Origin of the sequence: Maribacter arcticus, assembly GCF_900167935.1 — a bacterium.
Taxonomy (GTDB): Bacteria; Bacteroidota; Bacteroidia; order Flavobacteriales; family Flavobacteriaceae; genus Maribacter; species Maribacter arcticus.
In genome coordinates this window covers 353106-376855 of the sequence record NZ_FUYL01000004.1, presented here as the reverse complement: position 1 = coordinate 376855, position 23750 = coordinate 353106, and the positions used below count along the sequence as shown (strand labels likewise).

Here is a 23750-nt window from a genome sequence, read left to right as displayed (position 1 = left end):
TAAAAATAAGATAAAGTTATATGATGGGCAACAAAAATCACGCCTTTAAATTACGTATACGCTCTTTAAGGGGTGGATGAGAATAATGCATAAAAACATATGCAGGATGCGGAGTTAAATTGCTAAGACTATTTTTAGATAGCTTTTTTAATGAAGAAACTAATGGTAAGGCAGCATATGTGTTTTTGGCATAATCATCTGCTTCGTATTCGAATTTTCTTGAGAAGTAATTGATTAATAAACCAGTAATTTCTGAAACCGGACTATATAAAATGCCAAAACCAATTAGGGCAGCATGAAAGCTAGGCCTGTCAACACCAATCGCCAAGGAAACTTCGGGATTGTTAATGAAAAGGGATAATAGAAACAACATAAACCCTGTAAGTAAAATTGATGATACCAAATTGAAGATAATATGTTTGTGTTTATAGTGACCAATCTCATGTGCTAAAACAGCAACGATTTCTTCTTCTTCCAAATCATTAATCAAGGTATCGTAAAGTGTCACCCTTTTTTCTTTTCCAAAACCAGAAAAATATGCATTGGCTTTTGTTGAACGCTTAGAGCCGTTAATGACAAATATATGTTGTAAGTCAAAACCAACATTTGCAGCATAGTGTTCTATTTTTTCTTTTAAGCTACCAGCTTCCAGGGGCTCTTGTTTGTTGAATAATGGAACAATTAGCTTACTATAAAACAAGTTCATTAACAGTGTGAAAATGGTGATTAGACCCCAAGTATATAGCCAAAAATTTGTGCCAGCCCATTGAAAGAACCAAATCACCAACGATAAAATACCTCCTCCAATAATAATGGTCATTGCCCATTGCTTCAACTTATCAATCAAGAATGTTTTATGAGTGGTTTTGTTAAACCCGAATTTTTCTTCGATTACAAAAGTTTGGTAGTAAGAAAATGGAATATTTAAAATGTCGCTGCCGAGCATTATTATTCCGAAGAAAATTAAAGCTTGTACAATTGTATTACTAGTGAGTTTATATGCGAAACCATCTACCCAAGCAAAACCTCCAAAAAATAAAAAACCAAGAATTAAAGCTAAAGAAAATATAGAAGTTACTATGCCAAATTTGTAATTACTTAATTTATAAGCTTGAGATTTTTCATATTCTTCAGAATTATACACATCGTTAAGGTCAGTTGGAATTGGGTCTTTAAATCGTTTGGCATTTAGATAATTCATTACTGTAGCGAGAATAAATTCACCGACTAGAATAAAAAGAATACAGTAAAATACAAATGTTTTATCCATAGAATATATTATAATAGGAAAATTCAAATAGTGACCTTAAGCTTTTTAAGTATTTAATTTTCGCTGGCGTTTAGCTTCAAAGATAAGTATTGCTGCAGATACTGAAACGTTCATAGAATCGATTTCGCCTTCCATGGGAATTATAATATTTTGGGTGGAATTATTTAGCCAGTCTTCACTTAAGCCTGAGTTTTCGGTTCCAACAACGATAGCGGTAGGCCCATTAAATTCTACTGTCGTATAATCTTTTGAAGCAGATAGCGCTGCGCAGTAAATCTGAAATCCTCCTTTTTTTAAGAATTCTATGATTTCTTCGGTGCTACCCATTCTAACATTTCTTGAAAATATACATCCTACACTGGATCTTATAATATTAGGATTATATAGGTCTGTTTTTGGGTTAGCAATTAGTACAGCATCTAAGTTGGCTGCATCTGCTGTTCTTAATAAAGCTCCAATATTGCCTGGTTTTTCAGGTGCCTCTGCTATAAGTACTAAGGGATTTGAACCTTCAAATTTTAATAAGGAAAGGTTATGATCTTTGCTTTTGGCTATTGCTATTATGCCCTCGGTAGTATCTCGATGTGCTATTTTTTTATACACATCATTACTTACCGAAATTAATTTATCCGCAGAAAATGATTGTAAAAAGGTGTTGTTTTGGGCATCAACTAAAATATTCTCACAATAGAAAATAGTAGCTATTTCGTATTGAGCCCGGTTTGCAATTTGTAGCTCGCGCATTCCTTCTAAAAGAAATAGTCCGGTTTTTTTGCGTTCCCTAGATTTTTCTTTTAGCAATAAAGCCTTTTTGATCAAAGGATTTTGAGCGCTGCTTATATGTTTTGTTGAATGCATGATTTACAAAAGTAATCTAATCTGTTTATTGGTATGTAATATTTCGATCAACCTAGAAATATACTTTGATTGAAATAGGTTTAACAAAGAATTCATTTTACACACTTGTTTTACCCAATGCACCTAAAATAATTTCTTAAAGTATCACCTTTTCTATGGCGACTTAAATTTTATAAGTAACTTGAATTTCATCAAATTTTTATAAAAATGAACGTACTTTTTTTTGGGATTGCCAAAGACATTGTGGGAAGTTCTCAAATTACATTTTCTGATGAATTTAAAAGGCCTAATTCTGTTGCTGATTTAAAGGCTCAGTTGATAATTTCTTATCCAGAACTTTCAAAATTAACTTCTTTGGCGGTAGCTGTAAATAGTGAATATGCAGAAGATGACGTATCTTTAACTGTGGATGATGAAATAGCAATCATACCACCTGTAAGTGGAGGATAATGAGTGAAAAAATAGTAGAAATAGTAGATAATATTGATGCTTCGCAAGTGTTTAAGGAGCTTTCTCACCCTAAGAGCGGAGGTATTTGCGTGTTTGTAGGTACTGTGAGAGAATTTACAAGGGAAGAAGAGGTAGTTTCTTTGGAATTTGAGACATATAAGAAAATGGCTTTAAAAGAAATGGACAAAATTGCGTCGGATGCGGTTGTTAAATGGAATTTAAATAAAGTGATTATTCGTCATGCAGTTGGTTTAAAAGAAGTTGAAGTGCCTGTAGTTGTCGTAGGTGCTTCTTCTGCACATAGAGATGCTTGTTTTGAGGCTTGTAGGTATTTAATAGACACCCTTAAAAAAACTGTCCCAATTTGGAAAAAAGAACGTTTTGAGAACAAATCTGTTTGGGTATCGGCGCATCCATAAATTTTAAAGTTTTTTTGAATTATGGAGTTAAAGAGTTTTATTTAAATATGAAATAAACTCGATAAACCTAAGATTAAAACAACCTCCATCTTATAGGTACATAACAATACATATGACTAAACAACTTTCACATATAGACGAATCTGGCAATGCCTCAATGGTAGATGTGTCAAATAAACAAGTATCAGTGCGAACAGCGGTTGCTACGGGAAAAGTTGTTTTTCCTTCAGATGTTTTTGATACCTTGGCCTCTCAAGACTTTTTGGGACATAAAGGAAGTATAATTCAAACAGCCGTTATTGCAGGAATTCAAGCGGTTAAAAAGACTGCTGAGTTAATTCCGCTTTGTCATCAACTCAATCTTTCCAAAATACAGATAGATATAGCCCCAATAAAAAATGCTTTACAAATTACCTGCAAAGTAAAATGTAACGAGCAAACTGGGGTTGAAATGGAAGCCCTAACGGGAGTTTCTGTCAGTGCATTAACTATTTACGATATGTGTAAGGCCTTGTCGCATGATATCAAAATTTCTGAAATACAATTAGAACAAAAAACAGGAGGTAAGAATGACTTCAATCGCTAAACTATACGGTCTCGTTTTATCTGGAGGGAAGAGTACTCGAATGGGTACAGACAAAGGATTGATTGAATATCACGGCATTCCTCAACGTGAATATTTGTACAATTTACTTAGTCAAGTTTGCGAAAATACTTTCATTAGTCTGCGTGAAGAACAGGAAGATGAACTACCAACGGCTATGAAAACTATTGTTGATTTAAATGAATTCAAAGGACCTTACAACGGACTTTTGTCTGCACACAAAAAATATCCAGATGTGGCTTGGCTAGTTTTAGCCTGTGACCTTCCTCTAATGGATTTAGACGCCTTAAAAGAATTGATTTCCCAACGCGATACCGCAAAAGAAGCAACTGCCTTCGCTTTAAAAGAGAATCCGCTACCAGAACCTTTATGTGCAATTTGGGAACCGCATGCGTTGCAACAATCTATTACTTATTTAGAAAGTGGGAACGGGACTTGCCCGAGAAAATATCTTATCAATCATTATACGAAATTGGTGTTTCCGAAATATGAGAATGTTTTGTTGAACGCCAACTCTGAGGAGGATTATAAAGAGGCATTGGAGAAATTGGCATAAGCATGAACAACCAACGTTATACCAGACAAACCATTCTTAAGGGCTTCGGCATAGAAGGCCAAAAAAAACTTGCCGAAGCAAAAGTTTTGGTGGTTGGTGCTGGGGGTCTAGGTGTACCAGTACTTACATACTTGAACGCAATGGGTGTAGGTGCCATTGGCATTGTAGATAATGATATTGTTTCGCTTACTAATTTACACCGCCAAGTACTATATTCGGAAAGTGATATAGGCCAATCGAAGGTAAAAGCGGCGCTAAAGAAACTAAAGGCACAAAATCCAAATACCGAGATAGTCATTTTTAATACATTTTTAACCACAAAAAATGCTCTTGAAATTATAGCGGATTATGATATTGTGGTTGATGCATCAGACAACTTTCCTACCCGCTATTTAGTGAATGATTCCTGCGTAATCCTTAAAAAGCCTTTTGTGTATGGTGCATTGCATGGTTACGAAGGTCAAGTAAGTGTTTTTAATTATAAGGATGGACCAACCTACCGCTGTCTTTTTCCAAATATGCCTAATGAAAATGAGGTTCCGAATTGTAATGAACATGGCGTACTTGGAATTATCCCCGGAATCATAGGTAACCTGCAGGCTTTAGAAACTATTAAAGTACTCACTGGAATTGGGGATTTGCTTTCGGGAAAACTGTTGATTTTTGATGGCCTCCAACAATCTTATCAAAAAATAAAATTCAAATTACAGCCCGAAAATATAAAAATTGAAAAGCTGCAAGATTTTTATGAGTGGAATGACCCTTGCGAAATCGTTCCAACAATTGAAGCACAAGAAATTCAAAAATTACTAGTTGATAAGCCACAAATTATTGATGTACGTACGATTGAGGAATTTAAAAATTATCATCTACCAGATTCCGTTCATATCCCTTTAAATGAATTAAAGGCTAATACTGGGAAGATTAACTTTTCACTCCCCGTGTATTTATTATGCCAATCAGGAAAACGAAGTGAGACCGCTCTAAAACAATTGCGCGAACAGCACCCACAAAGTTCGCTTTTTAGTATTTTAGGAGGTCTAAACCAGTATTTGGCTTTATGCTCCTAACTGTTACCGAACTTGTATTATTAATGCTTGGCTTTTTGGTCATTGCAACGCTCTATTCTTCAGTAGGTTTTGGGGGTGGTTCTAGTTATTTAGCCTTATTAGCATTGGTTTTGACAAGTTTTTTTGCCATTAGAAGTACGGCTTTGATTTGTAATCTGGTTGTCGTTTCTGGTAGTACTTATCTCTATTGGAAAAACGGACACTTAGATTTTAAAAAGTTTTTACCTTTCATATTGGCAAGTATTCCATTTGCCTTTTTAGGAGCGCGATTTCGATTATCTGAGCAAGTCTTCTTTATCATTTTAGGAGGTGCTTTAATAGTATCTGCCTTAGCGTTGATATTTCAGACTTTGAAACTGAAGAAATCGGAAGAGGTGAATCCGAATTATCCCCCATATGTAACATATTTGTTAGGGGCAGGAATTGGTCTGTTGTCTGGATTGGTAGGAATAGGTGGAGGTATTTTTTTAGCACCTATTCTTAATCATATGAAGTGGGATAAATCAATCAAAATTGCGGCGTTGGCTAGCTTTTTTATCCTGGTGAATTCTATTTCAGGCATAGGTGGTTTATTGACAAAAGGAATGTTCGAACTCCCTTGGATAGAAGCTAGTGGTCTAATTGTTGCCGTGTTTATAGGAGGACAAATTGGAATTCGTTTAAGCTTAAGTAAACTTACAGGAAACGGTATTAAAGTGGTTACTGCAATTTTGGTGTTGATTGTTGGAATTCGGGTTCTGTTTGTTAATGGGTTGCAGTTTTGAAATCACCAAGATTTTTTAAGGATATTGCTCAAGTAAACCAAACTGCCATAGGTGATATTTAATATGCATGTAATGAAATAACTCTTCATCTTCATAAGAGACCTCACCCATGAAAGAAGCGTAAGGTATGTAATTTGGGTTATTGTCTTGAAAGGCATAATATTTTTCGACTGCATCAGGAATGTTTGTAATTGCTTCTTCTATTGATGCGTATTTCAATGGCGGTAAATCTGCTTTTGTTTTTTCACTTGGTCTGTGAACCAAAACAGATCCACTTTTTATAAACTGCTGCATACCCAATTGTTGCTCAGAAGCAGGTTTTATTCTTTCTCCTTCAAATTTAGTCGTAGCACTCCCTAAAGCCATTATTAAATGTTCAACCATATGTTGAGGTGTCATGAGCCCGAAATTTGCTTTTGTGTCTATGTTTAAGTTGTTCAAAAGCTTAGGAAATGAATTGGCAAGAAATTCTCTTTTGCTACTGGAGGTCATTTTTTGTTCTATTATAAATTGTTCGGTTTTATTATGGTTGTCCGAATTGATGTAAAGATATTGATTATGGTTTAGCAACTACTTGGCTATTTTTTTTAGATTTCAAGAACCGGTAAAAATATTGGAAGTTACCATTGTACCAAATCGCAAATATAAATGCGATATATAGTATCCAATCAGGTAACAACAAAGCGGTAGCGAAATAGGTTTTTAAAACCAAAAAGGTCAATGCAATCCCTGCAATCCCCAAAGAAATATAAGTTCTCTTATCTTTTCTATTTAACAGAATCATGGTGATGATTAAAAGTGCCATAATAGGTTTTGTATGTAGTAATACAGGAACCAAGGTTGAATATTCAACATCGAAGAATAGTACCATAGCGCTCATATAGGCTGTCAAACAAAGCGGACACTTGGGGATGAGAATCATTAAAATGGTGGAAATAAAAGACATAGAGCCGCTTGCAGCTTCCACTTTTTTGACTGAAACAAATTTAGTTTTACAGCAAGTTGTCTTTATGGTTTCCATACCAATAGTTTACCATTTTGTACGGTAAGGTACAAAAGGATAGACTTCATTCGCAAAAAATTGGCTTTTATTTTGCGGTAATATTAAAAATCCGTCCGTTTTAACGAGATTAGCGAAATCACCTGAGCCATTTCCTTTAATCGCCTCAGCAGAAAGAGTTCCGTCAGGGTTGCTTTCTAAAGTTGCTTCTAAGAAGTATACCAAGTCTGGTTTAAATTCTACATCGTTTTTGAGCTTTACATGAAGGACTTCCTGTTCAATACCCAATGATTTTTGAAGCCAAAACTGCAAATACATATATACACATACAAAAGAAGAAACTGGATTCCCTGGAAGGGCAAAAATCTTTTTCCCTTCTGTATTACTTCCAAACCAAAAAGGTTTGCCTGGGCGTTGCTGAATCTTATGAAAGTGTTTTTTAACTTTTAATTCTTCAAGCACATCAGGTAGGTAATCAAATTTTCCTTTTGATACGCCTCCTGTAAAAATAAAAAGGTCGTATTCCTTGAGCAATACCGAAATGGTTGCTAACATTTCTTCTTTGTTGTCCGCTAAATGCTCTAGTTTAGCTAAAACCCCCCATTCTTTTAGCGTTGCTTGAATTCCGTAAATATTCGACCTTCGTATTTGATGTAATTTTGGGGTTTGATGTACAGGTACCAATTCATCTCCCGTTGAAAAAATAACCACTTTGGGCATTTTCTTAACCAGCAAGGAAGCTTTTCCTACTGCGGCGGCAATATTTATTTCGGCACTCGAAAGCTTTTTTCCTTGATTGACAATTTTGGTCCCTTGTGCAATATCTATTCCCTTGAAATGCACATTCTGTTTGTGATTTAAGGAATCAAGATTAATTGTAGCTTGATTATTCTCAATTGTAAGGTCTTCATAACGAATTACCGTGTCAACTCCGTTGGGCATTATAGCGCCTGTCATTACTTCGATACAATTTTGAGTGTCTTTTAAAGTAAGTTGTGGAGTTCCCGCAGCAGCGACCGATTCAATATTAAAAGTTCGTTTTCCATTTTCAAAAGTGCCATAAACAATGGCAATACCATCCATGGTAACTCTATCAAAAGGAGGGAAGTCACGGTCAGCTAATAAGTCTTCTGCAAGATAGGCACCAATACAATCTTCTAAGTTTCTTGATTCAATGGGGAATTCGCCTTTGTGTTCTTCTAAAATTGAAAGGGCTTTTTCGTAGGGAATAAAAGTGTTTTCCATATTATCCTCCTATACTACTCATACTTTGCATTGCATCTTTTGGAGATTTCCGCATTTTTTCTGCTTCAAATCCGTCTTTTGGTTTGAGGCGAACGATTTCTCTAAACTTATCCGCTAATTCTAAATCTGTAACTCCAGAGCGCATATAATCACGAATATTAAAAACGCCATCATCATACAAACAACTTTTGATTTCTCCTTTAGAAGATATTCGAAGTCGATTACAGGTATTACAAAAGGTTCTTGAGAAAGCGGCAATTACGCCAATATTCCCTTTGTAACCAGGTACCGAAAGCAAACTTGCAGTATCACCATGTTTACCAGGAATTTCTTCTAAACCAGAAAAATGCGCTTTTAAATCGGCATTGATATCACGTGCCGAATACATCTCTACATTTTCTTTATATCCACCATTAAAAGGCATTTCTTCAATAAAACGTACATCAACAGGATAATCTTTAGCCAATTCTGCTAAAGGAATAATATCTTGGGTATTGATACCTTTCATGATGACCGCATTCAGTTTGATTTTAAATCCGTTGTCAATGAGCATGTGAAATGTCTCAATTACTTTTTCAAAATCATCACGACGGGTGATTTTATGAAAGCGTTCCTTATCCAAAGAGTCAATACTTAGGTTGATTTTGGTGATTCCTAATTCCTTTAATTTCGGAATATGTTTTTGTAAAAGTGTGCCGTTTGAAGTAATATGGATGGATTTGTAATCATCTAATCCTGCAGTATTTTCCAACAATTTCATGAAATCTTTACGAAGAAAAGGTTCGCCACCGGTAAATCGTACTTTTTGAAAACCCAGTTCACCTAATACTTTTAGTAATCGAGTAATTTCCTCATAACTAAGTAAATGTGCTTTAGGTTCATAGGGTATGCCTTCTGCCGGCATACAGTAAAAGCACCGCAAATTACAGCGGTCTGTTACAGCAATACGAACATAATCTATAGTTCTGTCAAAGGAATCCTTCATAGCAATACTCGGGAGTTTAAGAATATTGAATATAGGTATTTTTAGATATATTAGCTTTGTTAATGCGAAAAAGAAAATTATAACCTATAAAAATGAAAGAAATTAAATCGATTCTTCAACTGTACAATAATTTCAAAGAATCTGGTGAGAAATGTGCCATAGCGCAGGTAGTGAGAGTAGAAGAGTCATCATATAGAAGAGAAGGTGCTCGAATGCTTGTTTTTGAATCTGGGGTTTTTGAAGGCGGAATAAGTGGAGGATGTTTAGAGGGAGATGCTTTACAACGTTCTCAAATCGCAATTCTTAAACAAGAACCATCTATTGTAACCTATGACACTTCTAAAGAAAATGAAATTGGTGTCGGTTTAGGTTGTAATGGGGTCATTGATGTTTTGATTTCACCTATTTCTGAAAATTCTGCTACTTTAGAAATGTTACAGAAATGTGTTTCAGATAGAGGATTTCATGTTATCACTACGGTAACAGCGCTAAATACCCAAATAGAAACTATACCATTAGGAAGAAGTTTTTATTATAATAAGCATTCAGCGTCTTTAGAAGATTGCCAACCTAATGGATTACGAAATTTTCTTCAAGACAGAATTAAAGATGTTTTAGAAAACCAAAAATCGAAAACCTATCATTTTGAAAACCAAGGGGTGAAGGCAAGTGTTTTTATCGAACTAATTCCACCGCAATTTCATTTAGCAATTTATGGTGACAATTATGATGTATACCCCATGCTTGAAATGGCAAAATTGATGGATTGGGATGTAAGCTTAGTAGGTAATGTTCAGAAGCTCAAAAAGGAAAAATTACAATCTGTAAAATACATCTATCTAAAAGATTTTGATGCCCGCCCAAAAATAGATAGTCGTACAGCAATTATTTTAATGGCACATGATTATAAAACCGATTATGAAAATCTAAGACAATTGGTAAATAGCCCCGCTCCTTATATAGCTTCTTTAGGACCAAGAAAACGCTTTGATAAAATGATTGCAGAATTTAAATTAAATGGTTTTGAGTTTTCAAAAGATGAACTTCAACGAATTTATGCGCCATGCGGATTAGAAATAGGCGCCAATACACCAGAAGAAATAGCTATGAGTTTATTCAGTGAAATATTAAGTGTTCTTTCTGGAAATACCGGAGGCATGCTTCGCAATAAGGTTGGACCGATTCATGAGCGAAACTAATTTTCAGGATTGATTTTTTCCACTTCGGAAAAGATTAAGGGGTGGGTTCTTTTTCACGCCGATCCCAAAGAATATTGTTATCTCGTTGTTTGACAACTTCGTTGGTAATTATTGCAATCGCTTTTTCAATATCATTTTCCGTAGAATATTTCCCTAGGCTTAATCGCAAAGAGGCATAAGCCAAACTTCGCTCAATACCCATAGCCGTTAATACATGCGAAGGTTCTACAGAAGCAGAATTACAAGCGGACCCATTTGAAACGGCAATTTGTCGACTGAGAGCAGTTAACAAATTTGCACCATCAACATAGGGAAAAGAAATATGAACAGTATTTGGTAATCGCTGGGGAGTTGTACTGTTCGATATTGCTAATTCAATTTGTAGCAAACCTGTTTCCAGTTTATTTCGCAAAGTTTTTAAGCGCTGTGTTTCTATATTAATATTCTCAATGGCCAATGCAATCGCTTTTGAGAAACCTACTATTAAAGGTGTGTTTATAGTCCCACCTCTTTGTTTTTTTTGTTGACCTCCTCCCTGGATAAAACTAGGTAAACCATTTCCGTCCTCATTATCCTTTATAAATACCAATCCAATTCCTTTAGGGCCATATACTTTATGGGCTGAAAAACAGGCGAAATCAACTAGCTGGAATACTTTGCTTAAATCTACTTTTCCCAAAGCTTGGGTAGTATCAGAAAATAGCAAACTTCCATTTTTATGGGTCAGTCTTGATATTTCATCTAAGGGTTGAACTGTACCAGTTTCATTGTTAGCGTATAAAATAGACACCAGAATAGTTTCAGGGCGCAACATTTCGCTTAACATTTCAACGGAAATCAATCCTTTAGAATCAACGTCTAAATAAGTCACTTCAAAACCATTTTCTTCTAAAAAAGCACAAGTATCCAAAACAGCCTTATGTTCTGATTTTGTTGTAATGATATGATTTCCTTTGGATTGCATTTTTCGAGCAACCCCTTTTAAAACCATATTAATGCTCTCTGTAGCGCCAGAAGTAAATACTAAACTACTTGGCGAAATACCTAAATTTTGGGCGATAGCTAGTGTAGCATCTTCAACTGCACTTTTTGCTAACCAACCATAAGGGTGATGGCTACTTGATGGATTTCCAAAATCCTGATTAAAATAAGGTAACATGCTATCTACTACTTCTTTAAGGCAAGGAGTGGTTGCATTGTAATCAAAATAGAGTTGGGAGTACATTTTTTGAGCTTCGTCGATTTCTTCTTTATAAAGGTAAGGATTAAATAATTTTTGATGCTTACAAGATTCAGAATATTGGGATGGGGATTAGTCAAGGTTAATTTTTTATTAAATTAATAGCATATGATCTACATCATTGTTATTTTAATGTATTTGAGGTATATTTAATGCTTACTACGTAATTTAATTCCTAAAACATTATGATTCCAGCTAATTTCAATTACCACAAGGCTAATACTTTGAAAGAAGCGATTGCCTTGTCACAAGAGCTTGGCGAAGAAGCGAAATACATGTCTGGCGGACATAGTCTATTGCCGATGATGAAACTTCGTTTTGCCACTCCAGAACACATTATCGATATCAGTAAAATTAAAGGGCTCTCTTACATTAAAGAGGAGGGAAATCTTTTGAAAATAGGTGCGTTGACCACCCAAACTGAACTAGAACATAATCCGAATTTAAAAGAAAATTACCCGATTTTCGGTGATGCAGTTTGGTTAACTGCTGATCCTTCGGTTAGAAACTGTGGAACTATAGGTGGTAATATCGCCCATGGTGATGCTGCCAATGACCAACCAGCGTTGATGTTAGCATTGCGAGCGACGATAATTGCTGAAGGCGTTGATGGGAAAAAATCAATTCCAATCGATGATTTTTTTCATGGATTTTATATGACTGCTTTGGAGCCTGGTGATATATTGACTGAAATTCAAATTCCAAAAACAAAAAAGAATAGCGGTGGTGCATATCATAAGGTTGAACGTAAAGTTGGTGATTATGCAACGGCTGGTGTTGCCGTTCATATTGAACTAGACGACGATGGGGTATGCCAAGAAATAGGTATCGGACTAACTAATGTTAGCGCAGTGCCGATGCGATTGGAAAGAGGCGAGGAAATACTTCGCGGTAAAAAAATAACAGATGAACTCATTGAACAAGTTGGTGTTATAGCTGGTGAAGATGCCGAGCCTGAATCTGATTTAAGAGGTTCAGAAGCTTATAAACGGTCGATAGTAAATACAATAACAAAACGAATGTTGAACAAGGCTTTAGAGAGAGCAAGAAAATAAAGAATTATGGCAAAACATAAAGTAACAATGACAATAAATGGAAAGAGCGTTACTGCCGAGGTAGATTCGCGCTTGCTCTTGGTTCATTTTATTCGAGAAAATTTAGATATGACAGGCACACATATTGGGTGTGATACATCAAGCTGTGGTGCGTGCACAATTTTAATAGATGGTAAATCGGTCAAGTCTTGCACCTACTTAACTGTTCGAGCAGATGGTGCTGAAATCACAACAATAGAGGGTATTGCCGCAGATGGTACAAACCATCCGCTGCAAAAAGCATTTCATGACCAACATGGTCTGCATTGTGGTTTCTGTACGCCTGGAATGATAATGAGGTCAATAGATCTGTTGAAAACAAACCCGAACCCTACTGAAAAAGAAATACGTTGGGGTATTTCAGGAAATCTTTGTCGTTGTACTGGTTACAACAATATCGTAAAATCTGTGCAGCAAGCTGCGGCAGAAATGGCAAAAGAAAAAGAAGCTTCAGTCTAAGTCTAACCTCTAAATAAATTAACTATGTTTAAATGTAAAACATCACCAGAGGTTGGCGGAATGGGCCACTCTGTAAAACGAAAAGAAGATGCAAGATTTTTGCACGGCAAAGGTAAGTTTACCGATGATGTGAAATTACCTGGCATGTTGCATATGGTCATTGTGCGTAGTCCTTACGCCTATGCCAAAATCTTAAGTATCAATAAAGAAAAAGCGTTGGCCATTGATGGAGTTTTAGCTGTCATTACTGGAGAAGACCTAGCGCAATACAATTTGCATTGGATGCCTACATTACTTTCAGATTCACAAATGGTTTTACCTACGGATACAGTTATGCACCAATCGCAAGAAGTGTGCGCTGTTATTGCTACAGATAGATATATTGCTGTTGATGGGGCAGAAGCTGTAGACGTTCAATACGAGCCAATGAAAGCACTTGTTGACCCATATAAAGCCCTAGATAAAGATGCACCTTTGTTGCGTCCTGATAAAGAAGGTCAAAAAGATAATCATATTTACCATTGGGAACGAGGCGAAAGGGCAAAAACGGATGCTGCTATTGCCGCTGCCGATGTGGTTGTAAAGGAACGTATTTATTTACCAAGAATTCATGTTGCATCTATTGAAACTTGTGGTGTGGTTGCTTCCTATGATAAGGATACCGAGAAAATGTTGATTTATTTAACATCTCAGGCGCCACATGCGATTCGTACTATTCTAGCCTTGGTTGCCGGACATGTTGGTCTATCTGAAGAAAAAATTCGAATTATTGCTCCTGATATTGGGGGTGGTTTTGGAGGAAAGGTGCCTGTATATCCTGGGTATGTAATAGCTATTGCAGCTTCCTTTTTAATAGGAAAACCAGTGAAATGGATTGAAGATCGTTCTGAGAATTTGGTTAATGGCTTTGCACGTGACTATCATATGGACTGTGAATTGGCGGCTACCAAAGATGGTAAAATTCAGGCCTTTAAAGTTTCGACTTTAGCGGATCATGGATACACAGATTCATCCGCTAATCCTTCTAAATATCCTACGGGCATGTTCTCTATCTGTACAGGTTCGTATGATTACGAACATGCTTTTGCAGAATTAGACGCGGTATATACAAATAAAGCACCAGGTGGTGTAGCCTATCGCTGCTCTTTCCGTGTGACGGAAGCTGTACATGCAATCGAGCGTATGGTTGATAAACTGGCTGCTGAAATAGGTAAAGATCCTGCGCAATTACGTTTCGAAAACTTTATTAAAAAGGAACAATTTCCATATGCCTCTCCCTTAGGATGGAGCTATGATAGTGGCGATTATAAACAAACTTTAGAAAAAGCCATGGATATGATTGGGTACGCCGATTATAAAAAGGAGCAAGCCGAGAAGCGAGCACAAGGAAAATTGATGGGTATTGGCATTTGTACTTTTACGGAAGTTGTAGGCGCAGGACCATCTAAAGATTTTGATATTTTAGGAATAAAGATGTTCGATAGTGCTGAAATACGTGTACATCCTACAGGAAAGGCATTGGCACGCTTTGGTACGAAGTCACAAGGTCAAGGTCATGAAACGACCTACGCTCAGATTCTAGCGGAAGAATTGGGAATTCCTTACACTGATATTGAAATTGATGAAGGAGATACAGATACAGCACCTTATGGGTTAGGTACTTATGCAAGTAGAAGTACACCTACAGCAGGAGCTGCTGCGGCGATAGCAGCACGTAAACTTCGTGATAAGGGCAAGAAAATTGCTGCTCACTTGTTAGAAGTTAGCGAAGAGGATATTGAATGGGAAGTTGGCAAGTACTTTGTAAAAGGCGCCCCTGAAAAGTCTAAAACGATTCAAGATGTAGCCTTTGCGGCGTATACGAATTTCCCAGAAGGAATGGAACCCGGATTTGAAGCAACACATTACTATGATCCACCAAATTTAACCTTCCCTAACGGCGCTTATATTTGTGTAGTTGAGGTCGAGGAAGAAACTGGAGCTATTGATGTAAAACGCTTTGTGGCTATCGATGACTGTGGAAATATCATCAACCCAATGATTGTTGAAGGTCAAATACATGGTGGACTAACGCAAGGAATTGCCCCTGCTATGTATGAAGGTATCGTTTATGACGATGAAGGAAATGTCTTGAATGGAACTTTAATGGATTACTTAGTGCCAACCGCAGTAGAATCTCCACATTGGGAAACGGGTCATACTATTACACCATCACCACATCATCCATTAGGTGCAAAAGGTGTTGCTGAATCACCAACGGTAGGTGCGCCACCTGCAATTGCAAATGCGATAATAGATGCATTGTATCCGTTAGGAATTAAGCATTTGGATATTCCTATTACTCCCGATAAGGTTTGGGATGCTATTCAAGTAGCAAAAGCGAAAGCATAATAAAGTATTTGGTTAGAAGTTTCAAAAGCAAAGAACAAAGGAAAAATAAAGTGGATCCTCCCTTCTAATAATGGGAGGTATCCAACTTTGTTTGACTGAGGGTTTGAAAGCCCAAGTCATTAGGGTAGGGTAGTTCTTCGTTTAGAAAGCCCTTTACTTGAATTAACCATTTAGTAAAAATAAATAGGTTCTCACCTTTGTGAGAATGAAATAAAATTGCACTACTATGAAAACACAATTAGATAAATCATTCGAAGTGCCCCAAAGCACAGAATTAGTCTGGGAACACCTAATCGATCCAGAAAAAATAATGGACTGCGTACCTGGTGTCACCATAGATGAAAAGGTGGGTGAAAATCATTATAAGGGGAAAGTTGGTATGAAATTCGGTCCTATGGGGGTCAAATACGATGCCGATATCCATTATAATGAAATTGATAAAGCGAACCGCAAAATTATTATTACAGGTGAAGGTGTTGATTCTAAGGGTAACGGTAATGCTGAAATGATGATGACTATTGACCTTAGTGAGCGTGCTGAAGGTGGAGTGAAATTAGATGCCATAATGGACGTTACCGTAAACGGGAAAATTGCTCAATTTGGTTCTCGTTTAATTACAACGGTATCCAATCAGCTTTTTAAGCAGTTTGTTTCAAATTTTTCAAAGAAACTTGCCGAGGCAGAGGCAGCAGCATAGCTAGACTAATTATCTATAATAATAAAGCTATGCTGGGGACAGCATAGCTTTTCTAAATTAAAGCTATTGAACAAAGACATCGAAAAGCTTATAAAAGATTTTTATGAGCACGACTATATTCTAAATGAAGAACTGGCAACTTCTATTTTTCTTTTGAAAAATTTAGAGAAACCTTTATTATTAGAAGGTAATCCAGGAGTTGGAAAGACCATGCTGGGCAAAACTTTGGCCGAACATTTGGGCACAAATTTAATTCGTTTGCAATGTTATGAAGGTTTGGATGTAAGTACTACCATTTACGAATGGAATTACCAAAAACAGCTTTTGCACATTAAGCTTTTTGAGCAGGATGAAGATAAGTTGGCGCTTCAAAATCAGATTTTTGGGATGGATTATGTACTTCAACGCCCCTTGTTACAATCAATAAGTGCTGACAAACCTGTAGTACTGTTGATTGATGAAATTGATAGGGCTGATGAAGAATTTGAGGCATATCTATTAGAGCTACTTTCTGATTTTCAAATTAGTATACCTGAATTGGGAACGATAAAAGCAAAATCAAAACCTTTGGTTATTTTGACTTCAAATCGAACTCGAGAGCTCAGTGATGCTTTAAGACGAAGATGTTTGTATCATTGGGTTGATTTTCCATCGAAAACAAAAGAGATTGATATCATTGCTAAAAAGCTTCCGAATATTGATGAAGCATTGGCAACACAGGTGGTTACTTTTATTCACAATTTAAGAAAGTCAAGTTTACATAAACCACCGGGTATTGCAGAATCTCTAGATTGGGCAAAGACCTTGTTGTTGATGAATCAAAAGAATATCACTGATGAGATTGTAAAAACAACCATTGGTAGTGTTCTGAAACATAAAGATGATGTAGAGTTTGTGAGGAATAAGTCTGTTCAGGAATTTTTATATCCTATTGATTAGAATGTCATCCTAATTGGAATCCTAGACTAGGCCTTCAACATTATAAAAAAATAAGTTCAAACTCAAAAACCTAAATTTCTATAATCTGTGCAAGCTGTAGAAAAAACATTCAAAGAACGCCTCATCGACTTCACCATGTATTGTCGGGAGCGTCAGTTTGTTTTGGGTCCTCAAGAAACTAGGGATGCTTTTGAAGTTGCAGAACGAGGCTGGGTTTTAGATCGTAAGCTGTTTCAGTATAGTTTAAAGGCTATTTATTGTAAACGCAAAGAGCATTTTGACCGCTTTGATGAAATGTTCGACCGTTTTTGGAGTCGTTATTACGAAGAGAGATTAGAACAACGTAAAAAACAAATCAAACAACTTAAAAAGGAAAAAGAGACTGCCACAGTTATATTTTTGGGAACAGAATTTAAGGTACCCAAAAAAGAAGTCATAGAACAAGAAGCTAAAGAAACTGTTGGCGCAAATGAGAGTATACGACTAAGACTTACCGATTTTTCTAAGGTAAATGTTGCTGATAAGGAAAAGTTGGAAGAATTGGCCGAAGAGCTTTTTCATCAAATGAGTATGCGTTTTAAACGTAGGCTTGAGAATGCTAACAAGGGAACAATTGATATTCGAAATACGATTCGCCATGGAATTTCAAAAGGTGGAATGTTGTTAGATTTATCCCATAAAAGAAAACGCAAAGAAAAGCGGAAAGTGGTTTTTATTCTCGATGTAAGTGGTTCTATGGACACCTATAGCTATTATCTTTTACGATACGTGATGGTGTTAAAGAAGTATTTTAAGAGCCTTGAATTTTTTACTTTTAGTACAACCTTGACACATGTTACCCCAATGCTCCGACAAAACAACGAACAAGAAGTTTTAAAGCAGATTGGTAAGAATGTAAATTCGTGGTCAAGTGGCACTAAGATAGGGGAGTCGCTTACGGAATTTCTTTCCGTATACGGAAGTAAATTTTTGAGTCAAAAACATATTGTAGTGATTTTGAGTGACGGACTTGAAACAGGAAACGTAACAGTGCTTAGGGAGGCCGTAAGAACGATACGCAGAAAATGCAAGACCTTAGTTTGGCTGAATCCGTTAAAAGGTATGGAAGGTTATCAGCCTATTCAAAAAGGAATGGTGAATGTGATGCCGCATTTAGATGCGTTTGAATCAGCACACAACTTGGATAGTTTATTAAAATTAGAAAAATTATTGATGGATGTTTAACGAACTCGCGTTACAAATAGAAAAGCACTTGGCCAAAGGCTCCAACTTTGCCATTGCACAAGTGGTAGACCGTATAGCCCCAAGTTCTGGTAAAGTAGGGGATAAGGCCCTTATTTTAGAAACCGGTGAGCTTATCGGTTGGATAGGTGGTGGTTGTGTGCGTGGTATCGTTATCAAAGAAGCCTTAGATGTTATTAAAAGCAAACGCTACCGACGCGTGCGTATTTCTCCTGAAGGTGGCACACGTTCTACAGCTACGTTTAAAGAATATGTTATGTCATGTCAAAGCAAAGGAACCCTAGAAATTATGATAGAACCTGTAATACCACAACCCGAATTAATTGTAGTGGGTAAGAGTAATATTGCCCGTAAATTGGTGCAAATGGCTTCGGCCGCTGATTTTAGAGTTTCTGTGATGGCGACTGATGCAGATTTACTAATGTTTCCATCGGCCAATAGTGTTTCTGATAAAGTGGATTTTAGCACTTTTAAAAATTTGACAAATACGTATATAATTATTACAACCCAAGGCGAAGATGATGAACTCTCTGTAAAGAAGGCTTTGGAAACTTCAGTGAATTATGTTGGCTTTGTAGCTAGTGCTAAAAAGGCAGAAGATATTAAAACGTATTTGACCAATGCAGGTATTTCCGATGCGCGTATCTCAGAGTTACGCAGCCCAGTAGGTTTAGACATTAATGCAAAACTTGCTAGTGAAGTGGCTATAAGTATATTAGCAGAGGTAATTGACGATTTTCGTAAAGAAAAAACCAGTAGTGGTTCTTGTTGCGGGAGCTCTAAACCTTCCAAAACTGAAGCTGATGTGAATAATCAGTTTAATGAGGAGTATTATATAAATCCGGTTTGTAATGTACCCGTGTCGAAGAAAAATCCAAAGCATATTATAGAATATGCAGGTGAGAAGGTTTATTTCTGTTGTGATGGTTGTAAGGTTAGTTTTGAGAATAATCCAGGTAAGTATATAAAAGTGTAGTTTTAAGGTCTAGGCTATTTTTTAAACCCAAAATGAGCCTTATGTATTAGCTGAATTAATGAGAATAGTAACTAGTATTCATGTATTAATTATTCTTTTAAAATGCAATTTTACGTTGAAAGGGTGTATTCTACCAAAATTAAATACCTTGTTGTTAATTTAATCTCAAAAATGAATACAAAAAATTCACTAATCGTTATTTTTTCCTTTGTTTTTTCTTTTGTCTTTTGTCAAGAAAAAACAAATGAAAAAGAACCGAATACAGTAGACTTCAAAACCTATTTTGAAAAAATGGAGAGGTCTAATCTCGCCCAAGAGTATAGGGGAATAGAAACTGATGCTGGAAGGGAAACCAATCTATTTTCAATTAAACCTACCGGTATTTCAACTGAATCAATTCAGAATGCAGCTATAATATTTTTAAAATCTTTGAATCCTGAACAGAAAAATCGTACAACTTTTCCTATTGAAGATAAAGAATGGCGAATGTGGAGTAATGTTGATAATGGAATCTATAAGCGTCAAGGAGTGAGTATAAAGGAGATGGATGAAAATCAACGTAAGCTGGCATTTGATTTAATGCAAGTATCCTTAAGCATTAAGGGATTGAAATTAAGTAAGGATATTATGAAAACGGATCAGACCTTACGTGAATATAATAATGATGATCCGGCATATGACGAGGAATTGTACTACTTCACGATTTTGGGTGAACCTTCTGAGACTGAACCATGGGGTTGGCAAATAGATGGTCACCATTTGGTTATCAACTATTTTTTATTAGGAGATTTGGTGGTCATGTCCCCTGTGTTTATGGGAGGAGAACCAATAATTACAACAACTGGAAAATATAAAGGGAATACATTATTTCAAGATGAGCAGAATTTAGGATTGGCATTTATGCAAACACTAAATAAAGCACAACAAGATAAGGCTACCCTCAATCCAAACAAGAATCATAATGACTTAAAGGCGTCAGCAAGTAAGGATAACATTACCTTAAATTACTCAGGAATAGCCTATTCAGAACTTACGGGTGAACAACAGGAAGCCTTAATTCATTTGGCAGAGCAATATATTAATAATTTAAAAGAGGGTCATAGCCAGGTAAAAATGGAAGAAATTAAATCTCATCTAGATGATACTTGGTTCGCTTGGGTGGGAAACATTACAGCGGATGCCGTTTTTTATTATCGTATTCATAGTCCTGTTGTTCTCATTGAATTCGACCATCAAGGGATAGTAGGTATGCCTAAAAATGGATATGATGGTCCTTCTAGACAACATATTCATACTATGGTGCGAACCCCAAATGGGAATGATTATGGTAAGGATTTGTTACGTCAGCATAAAGAAATTCATCATCATGAAAATTAAAATTTAAAGTATATGAATCCGACATTCAAAAATGTTTTAGCTGTAGTTGCAGGAATAATTATAGGCAGTATAGTAAATATGGGGATTATAATGATAAGTGGATCCATCATTCCACCACCAGAAGGTGGGGATATCACCACTATGGAAGGTTTAAAATCTACTATGCATTTATTTGAACCTAAACATTTTTTATTTCCATTTTTAGCTCATGCCTTGGGTACTTTAGTTGGAGCATTTGTAGCTGCCAAAATAGCGGCTACGAGAAAGCAACTTATGGCCTTATTAATTGGTGTATTTTTTCTAATCGGTGGTTCTATAAGTATATCTATGTTAGACGGCCCTATGTGGTTCAATGCCTTAGACCTACTAATGGCATATATTCCAATGGCGTATTTAGGATGGATGTTTGCTAACAAGTAATTTTCTATTATATAGCTAATCCCACTTTATAGGTAATGATTTATCGCTTATAAAGTGGGAATAACAATATTTTTGATTAGTGCTATTGTCTCTGTTATTTCTCCACGGGATTTAAAATTTGGGTACTTACCGCTACGGAATCAATCTTGGATTTAGAATAATACAAAGGAAAATATTGGTCATTTGCCCAAGGTTCAAATAGATTGCTATAAAATTGACTGTCTGGGTTTCCAGATTGCCCAGGGCCATTGGTGGCTACTGAGGCATCCCAATCACCAGTGTTGATAATTACTCTAAATGAAGCACCGCTGCTTTGTCTTGAATTTCCGCCAGTAGAACCTACAGTTTGGCCGTTTCCTCCTCTTGGTAAGGGGCCTAGATCTAAATTACTTTTGGTTGTTTCATTTACAACACTACCTAAAGCATGCTCCATATACGTATGCTTGTTTTTTACTTGACCATATTGCCAATGGTTCATATCTGATCCTAGTCTGGTTTCCAAATTGGTTACGGCAGCTTTGAAAGCCTCACCTAAAAATTTATTTCTGCCAACTATTGGGTTTGTTCCGAATTTTTTGTCTGGTTTAATCAGCCAATCTAGTACTCGCTTTAACTGTAAATTTGGAACAATACCTTTGCCGGCTTTGGGTATAAACATGTCATCGGCTTTCTGCATTATTTGATCTTCCCATGCAACGTAAATTGCCGCAGGAATAGAATTGGCTTCCAATTTATAATTCCATTGATTCAGTTTGTCCCTTGCCTGTAAAACCTTATCCTCAAAACTAATTTGTTCTAATAATGGTACTAGTTCACGGGCAGGAATAGAAAGATAATCCGTTTGAAGAGCCTTCATGTCATTCATTGTCATTTTACTACCTGATTCTAGCACTTCCTTAATGCGCTCACCACGATAAGGATCGGCCCAAGAATATCCTATAGCATCCCAATGGGTGTAGTCATTTGGGGTTACGTTTTGGTTGGCGGTGGCCAAGAAGCCTTCTTTAGGATTTACACTATGGGGCTTTTCTTTAATGGGTAGATACCCATCCCATTCATAACGCCCATCCCCAGGCACTGGAACAAGACCGCTAAAATTTCTACGAATAGGGGCAATGCCAACAGCTTGCCATCCTATCGTCCCTTCTTTATCAGCCCAAATCATATTTTCCCCTGGAATGTGACTATAATTACACGCTTCTCTAAATTCTTCCCAATTTTTAGCTTGGTTCATTCTTAGCGAAGCTAAATAAGGAGAACCGCCAGGTTCAAGCCAAGCACAGCGAACGGCATAAGCAACATTATTCCCTTTGTCCTTATAAATTACAGGGCCATGAATGGTATATACTAAATCTACGATACTATCTTTTTGACCTTTTATTTTTATATTTTCCGAAATATGTGTCATGTCTACCCATTGATCCTTATATCTATACTGATTTTGATTCTCAGGATTTAATTCATACACATATAAATCTTCTCCGTCAGTTTCAAATACCGTTAGGCCCCATGCTCCATATTCATTATGCCCAATAGAAATACCCGGAATTTCTGGTTCTCCACCTCCTATAACATTCCAGCCAGGAGCAACTAAGTGAGTCATGTAGCGTAATGATGGAATTGCAATGGTTCTATGGGGGTCATTTGCCATGTAGGTATTGCCATCTTCCATTTGTGAACCATCTACCACCCAATTATTACTTCCTATACCTAAGGAATCAGATTTAACACTTATAAGGGATATTATCGCTTTTTCTTCACTCGTATTTCGAAATGATGGTATAATGTCTTCTTTTTTAAACTTAACGGTTTTACGATAGGCATTATAAAGCTCTAGGATGTCATTACTTAATAAACTTGTATTTATAATTGGATCAATTTCTATATTGGGTTCTTTTGGATGCAACCAGAACAATTCTTTTGTTTTATCTGTACCTAACTTTGCGACAGTACGACCTATCTGAAGTTCCTCGCCAATATTCCCTAAAAGTCCTTGATGCCTTGAAATAACCACTTCTGGTGTCCATTTCTGAGGTTTAATATCTAAAATTTGAAATTCAATAGGTAATAGTTCTGGCGTTTTTAAAATATTTTCTATGTATGCATTTACCCCATCAGTATAGGCGGTTATTATTTCAACACCATCTTTATGGTAATGATTCATTTCGGTCTTCATATCGCCTCTAAATTTGAAGAGACGAGTGCCGATATCTCTTTTCAGTTCACGTTCTCCTAATATTTCAGAAACGGTTCCGGTAGCTTGCCTTCGCCAAATTTCGAATTGAAAAAGGCGGTCTGCCGCAGCGGCATATCCTTGAGCATAAAAAAGATCATGTTGATTTTTTGCGTAGATATGGTTAATACCCCATTCATCTCTAACCATCTCAACAGGTTCTTGTAGTTCCGCAAGCAACAACATATCTGAACTGGTGGTCTTTGATTTTTTACAGGAAAAAGCAAGGACCAATAAAAAAAGAATAAAAATGTTTTTCATA

24 protein-coding genes are annotated in these 23750 nt (G+C 36.4%); 16 read left to right on the top strand and 8 right to left on the bottom strand.

The features are described from left to right. Nucleotides 1-37: 37 nt before the first annotated feature. Together B5X55_RS08645 and B5X55_RS08640 are read right to left on the bottom strand one after the other, a co-directional pair. Nucleotides 38-1270 (bottom strand): M48 family metallopeptidase, encoded by a 1233-nt coding sequence (locus B5X55_RS08645; protein ID WP_079512213.1) that lies wholly within the window; start codon nt 1268-1270, stop codon nt 38-40. Nucleotides 1271-1315: 45 nt separating this feature from the next. Then, complete coding sequence (locus tag B5X55_RS08640; RefSeq protein ID WP_079512212.1) at nt 1316-2128, bottom strand: TrmH family RNA methyltransferase; 813 nt, start codon at nt 2126-2128, stop codon at nt 1316-1318. Between the two features lie 207 nt (nt 2129-2335). Between B5X55_RS08640 and B5X55_RS08635 the strand changes: the two genes are divergently transcribed. The 6 genes from B5X55_RS08635 to B5X55_RS08610 all read left to right on the top strand — a co-directional run bounded on the left by B5X55_RS08635 (nt 2336) and on the right by B5X55_RS08610 (nt 5991). Continuing rightward, nucleotides 2336-2578: a MoaD/ThiS family protein gene (locus B5X55_RS08635; protein WP_079512211.1), complete on the top strand. Its 243-nt coding sequence runs from the start codon at nt 2336-2338 to the stop codon at nt 2576-2578. After that, entirely contained in the window at nt 2578-2997 is a 420-nt protein-coding gene (locus B5X55_RS08630; RefSeq protein ID WP_079512210.1) for a molybdenum cofactor biosynthesis protein MoaE, read from the top strand. The genes B5X55_RS08635 and B5X55_RS08630 overlap by 1 nt, the downstream gene beginning before the upstream one ends. A 112-nt stretch (nt 2998-3109) precedes the next feature. Next, the gene (gene moaC / locus B5X55_RS08625) at nt 3110-3583 is read left to right on the top strand and encodes a cyclic pyranopterin monophosphate synthase MoaC (protein ID WP_079512209.1); all 474 of its coding nucleotides are present in this window, start codon (nt 3110-3112) and stop codon (nt 3581-3583) included. Further along, a complete protein-coding gene (mobA, locus tag B5X55_RS08620; RefSeq protein WP_079512208.1) occupies nt 3567-4157 on the top strand; it encodes a molybdenum cofactor guanylyltransferase in 591 nt (196 codons plus the stop codon). The genes moaC and mobA overlap by 17 nt, the downstream gene beginning before the upstream one ends. 2 nt (nt 4158-4159) lie before the next feature. After that, entirely contained in the window at nt 4160-5227 is a 1068-nt protein-coding gene (gene moeB / locus B5X55_RS08615; protein ID WP_079512207.1) for a HesA/MoeB/ThiF family protein, read from the top strand. After that, nucleotides 5218-5991: a sulfite exporter TauE/SafE family protein gene (locus tag B5X55_RS08610; protein ID WP_079512206.1), complete on the top strand. Its 774-nt coding sequence runs from the start codon at nt 5218-5220 to the stop codon at nt 5989-5991. Before moeB ends, B5X55_RS08610 begins: the two co-directional genes overlap by 10 nt. Before the next feature lie 15 nt (nt 5992-6006). Here the strand turns inward: B5X55_RS08610 and B5X55_RS08605 are convergent, their stop codons facing one another. The 4 genes from B5X55_RS08605 to moaA all read right to left on the bottom strand — a co-directional run bounded on the left by B5X55_RS08605 (nt 6007) and on the right by moaA (nt 9221). Then, nucleotides 6007-6483, bottom strand: a complete 477-nt coding sequence (locus tag B5X55_RS08605) for a hypothetical protein (RefSeq protein ID WP_143814444.1) — start codon at nt 6481-6483, stop codon at nt 6007-6009. A gap of 64 nt (nt 6484-6547) precedes the next feature. Beyond that, entirely contained in the window at nt 6548-7012 is a 465-nt protein-coding gene (locus tag B5X55_RS08600; RefSeq protein WP_143814443.1) for a hypothetical protein, read from the bottom strand. Nucleotides 7013-7021: 9 nt separating this feature from the next. Continuing rightward, nucleotides 7022-8236, bottom strand: coding sequence for a molybdopterin molybdotransferase MoeA (locus tag B5X55_RS08595; protein WP_079512203.1), 1215 nt, complete (start codon nt 8234-8236; stop codon nt 7022-7024). Between the two features lies 1 nt (nt 8237). After that, nucleotides 8238-9221 carry a GTP 3',8-cyclase MoaA gene (gene moaA, locus B5X55_RS08590; RefSeq protein WP_079512202.1) on the bottom strand — a complete coding sequence of 328 codons (984 nt, stop codon included), beginning with the start codon at nt 9219-9221 and terminating at the stop codon, nt 8238-8240. A gap of 92 nt (nt 9222-9313) precedes the next feature. On the opposite strand from moaA, the gene B5X55_RS08585 reads away from it, so the two are divergent. Then, nucleotides 9314-10420 carry an XdhC family protein gene (locus B5X55_RS08585; RefSeq protein WP_079512201.1) on the top strand — a complete coding sequence of 369 codons (1107 nt, stop codon included), beginning with the start codon at nt 9314-9316 and terminating at the stop codon, nt 10418-10420. A 34-nt stretch (nt 10421-10454) separates the two neighbouring features. On the opposite strand, the gene B5X55_RS08580 is transcribed toward B5X55_RS08585, so the two are convergent. Further along, on the bottom strand, nt 10455-11645 hold the full coding sequence (locus B5X55_RS08580; protein ID WP_079512200.1) for a cysteine desulfurase family protein: 1191 nt from the start codon (nt 11643-11645) through the stop codon (nt 10455-10457). A 200-nt stretch (nt 11646-11845) separates the two neighbouring features. On the opposite strand from B5X55_RS08580, the gene B5X55_RS08575 reads away from it, so the two are divergent. From B5X55_RS08575 to B5X55_RS08535, 9 genes are all read left to right on the top strand, one after another. Then, nucleotides 11846-12715 (top strand): FAD binding domain-containing protein, encoded by an 870-nt coding sequence (locus B5X55_RS08575; RefSeq protein ID WP_079512199.1) that lies wholly within the window; start codon nt 11846-11848, stop codon nt 12713-12715. 6 nt (nt 12716-12721) lie between these two features. Beyond that, nucleotides 12722-13213 (top strand): (2Fe-2S)-binding protein, encoded by a 492-nt coding sequence (locus tag B5X55_RS08570; RefSeq protein ID WP_079512198.1) that lies wholly within the window; start codon nt 12722-12724, stop codon nt 13211-13213. Nucleotides 13214-13237: 24 nt separating this feature from the next. Beyond that, entirely contained in the window at nt 13238-15604 is a 2367-nt protein-coding gene (locus B5X55_RS08565; RefSeq protein ID WP_079512197.1) for an aerobic carbon-monoxide dehydrogenase large subunit, read from the top strand. Nucleotides 15605-15830: 226 nt separating this feature from the next. Then, complete coding sequence (locus B5X55_RS08560; RefSeq protein ID WP_079512196.1) at nt 15831-16301, top strand: SRPBCC family protein; 471 nt, start codon at nt 15831-15833, stop codon at nt 16299-16301. A gap of 66 nt (nt 16302-16367) precedes the next feature. Further along, a complete protein-coding gene (locus B5X55_RS08555; RefSeq protein ID WP_079512195.1) occupies nt 16368-17240 on the top strand; it encodes an AAA family ATPase in 873 nt (290 codons plus the stop codon). An 87-nt stretch (nt 17241-17327) separates the two neighbouring features. Next, a complete protein-coding gene (locus tag B5X55_RS08550; RefSeq protein WP_143814442.1) occupies nt 17328-18464 on the top strand; it encodes a vWA domain-containing protein in 1137 nt (378 codons plus the stop codon). Further along, the gene (locus B5X55_RS08545) at nt 18457-19458 is read left to right on the top strand and encodes an XdhC family protein (RefSeq protein ID WP_079512193.1); all 1002 of its coding nucleotides are present in this window, start codon (nt 18457-18459) and stop codon (nt 19456-19458) included. The genes B5X55_RS08550 and B5X55_RS08545 overlap by 8 nt, the downstream gene beginning before the upstream one ends. Nucleotides 19459-19629: 171 nt before the next feature. Next, a complete protein-coding gene (locus tag B5X55_RS08540; protein ID WP_079512267.1) occupies nt 19630-20835 on the top strand; it encodes a DUF3500 domain-containing protein in 1206 nt (401 codons plus the stop codon). A gap of 12 nt (nt 20836-20847) precedes the next feature. Beyond that, nucleotides 20848-21255: a hypothetical protein gene (locus B5X55_RS08535; protein ID WP_079512192.1), complete on the top strand. Its 408-nt coding sequence runs from the start codon at nt 20848-20850 to the stop codon at nt 21253-21255. A 94-nt stretch (nt 21256-21349) separates the two neighbouring features. On the opposite strand, the gene B5X55_RS08530 is transcribed toward B5X55_RS08535, so the two are convergent. Further along, the gene (locus B5X55_RS08530) at nt 21350-23749 is read right to left on the bottom strand and encodes a penicillin acylase family protein (protein ID WP_079512191.1); all 2400 of its coding nucleotides are present in this window, start codon (nt 23747-23749) and stop codon (nt 21350-21352) included. Between the last annotated feature and the right edge of the window lies 1 nt (nt 23750).

Excerpts from the sequence above, each read along its gene's own strand:
- B5X55_RS08545 (WP_079512193.1), top strand. The coding sequence starts at position 18,457 with ATGTTTAACGAACTCGCGTTACAAATAGAAAAGCACTTGGCCAAAGGC.
- B5X55_RS08530 (WP_079512191.1), bottom strand. The coding sequence starts at position 23,749 with ATGAAAAACATTTTTATTCTTTTTTTATTGGTCCTTGCTTTTTCCTGT.
- B5X55_RS08580 (WP_079512200.1), bottom strand. The coding sequence starts at position 11,645 with ATGTACTCCCAACTCTATTTTGATTACAATGCAACCACTCCTTGCCTT.
- moeB (WP_079512207.1), top strand. The coding sequence starts at position 4,160 with ATGAACAACCAACGTTATACCAGACAAACCATTCTTAAGGGCTTCGGC.
- B5X55_RS08610 (WP_079512206.1), top strand. The coding sequence starts at position 5,218 with ATGCTCCTAACTGTTACCGAACTTGTATTATTAATGCTTGGCTTTTTG.
- B5X55_RS08645 (WP_079512213.1), bottom strand. The coding sequence starts at position 1,270 with ATGGATAAAACATTTGTATTTTACTGTATTCTTTTTATTCTAGTCGGT.
- B5X55_RS08560 (WP_079512196.1), top strand. The coding sequence starts at position 15,831 with ATGAAAACACAATTAGATAAATCATTCGAAGTGCCCCAAAGCACAGAA.
- moaA (WP_079512202.1), bottom strand. The coding sequence starts at position 9,221 with ATGAAGGATTCCTTTGACAGAACTATAGATTATGTTCGTATTGCTGTA.
- B5X55_RS08630 (WP_079512210.1), top strand. The coding sequence starts at position 2,578 with ATGAGTGAAAAAATAGTAGAAATAGTAGATAATATTGATGCTTCGCAA.
- B5X55_RS08535 (WP_079512192.1), top strand. The coding sequence starts at position 20,848 with ATGAATCCGACATTCAAAAATGTTTTAGCTGTAGTTGCAGGAATAATT.
- B5X55_RS08540 (WP_079512267.1), top strand. The coding sequence starts at position 19,630 with ATGAATACAAAAAATTCACTAATCGTTATTTTTTCCTTTGTTTTTTCT.
- B5X55_RS08600 (WP_143814443.1), bottom strand. The coding sequence starts at position 7,012 with ATGGAAACCATAAAGACAACTTGCTGTAAAACTAAATTTGTTTCAGTC.
- B5X55_RS08640 (WP_079512212.1), bottom strand. The coding sequence starts at position 2,128 with ATGCATTCAACAAAACATATAAGCAGCGCTCAAAATCCTTTGATCAAA.
- B5X55_RS08595 (WP_079512203.1), bottom strand. The coding sequence starts at position 8,236 with ATGGAAAACACTTTTATTCCCTACGAAAAAGCCCTTTCAATTTTAGAA.
- B5X55_RS08605 (WP_143814444.1), bottom strand. The coding sequence starts at position 6,483 with ATGACCTCCAGTAGCAAAAGAGAATTTCTTGCCAATTCATTTCCTAAG.
- B5X55_RS08565 (WP_079512197.1), top strand. The coding sequence starts at position 13,238 with ATGTTTAAATGTAAAACATCACCAGAGGTTGGCGGAATGGGCCACTCT.
- B5X55_RS08635 (WP_079512211.1), top strand. The coding sequence starts at position 2,336 with ATGAACGTACTTTTTTTTGGGATTGCCAAAGACATTGTGGGAAGTTCT.
- B5X55_RS08575 (WP_079512199.1), top strand. The coding sequence starts at position 11,846 with ATGATTCCAGCTAATTTCAATTACCACAAGGCTAATACTTTGAAAGAA.
- moaC (WP_079512209.1), top strand. The coding sequence starts at position 3,110 with ATGACTAAACAACTTTCACATATAGACGAATCTGGCAATGCCTCAATG.
- B5X55_RS08570 (WP_079512198.1), top strand. The coding sequence starts at position 12,722 with ATGGCAAAACATAAAGTAACAATGACAATAAATGGAAAGAGCGTTACT.
- mobA (WP_079512208.1), top strand. The coding sequence starts at position 3,567 with ATGACTTCAATCGCTAAACTATACGGTCTCGTTTTATCTGGAGGGAAG.
- B5X55_RS08585 (WP_079512201.1), top strand. The coding sequence starts at position 9,314 with ATGAAAGAAATTAAATCGATTCTTCAACTGTACAATAATTTCAAAGAA.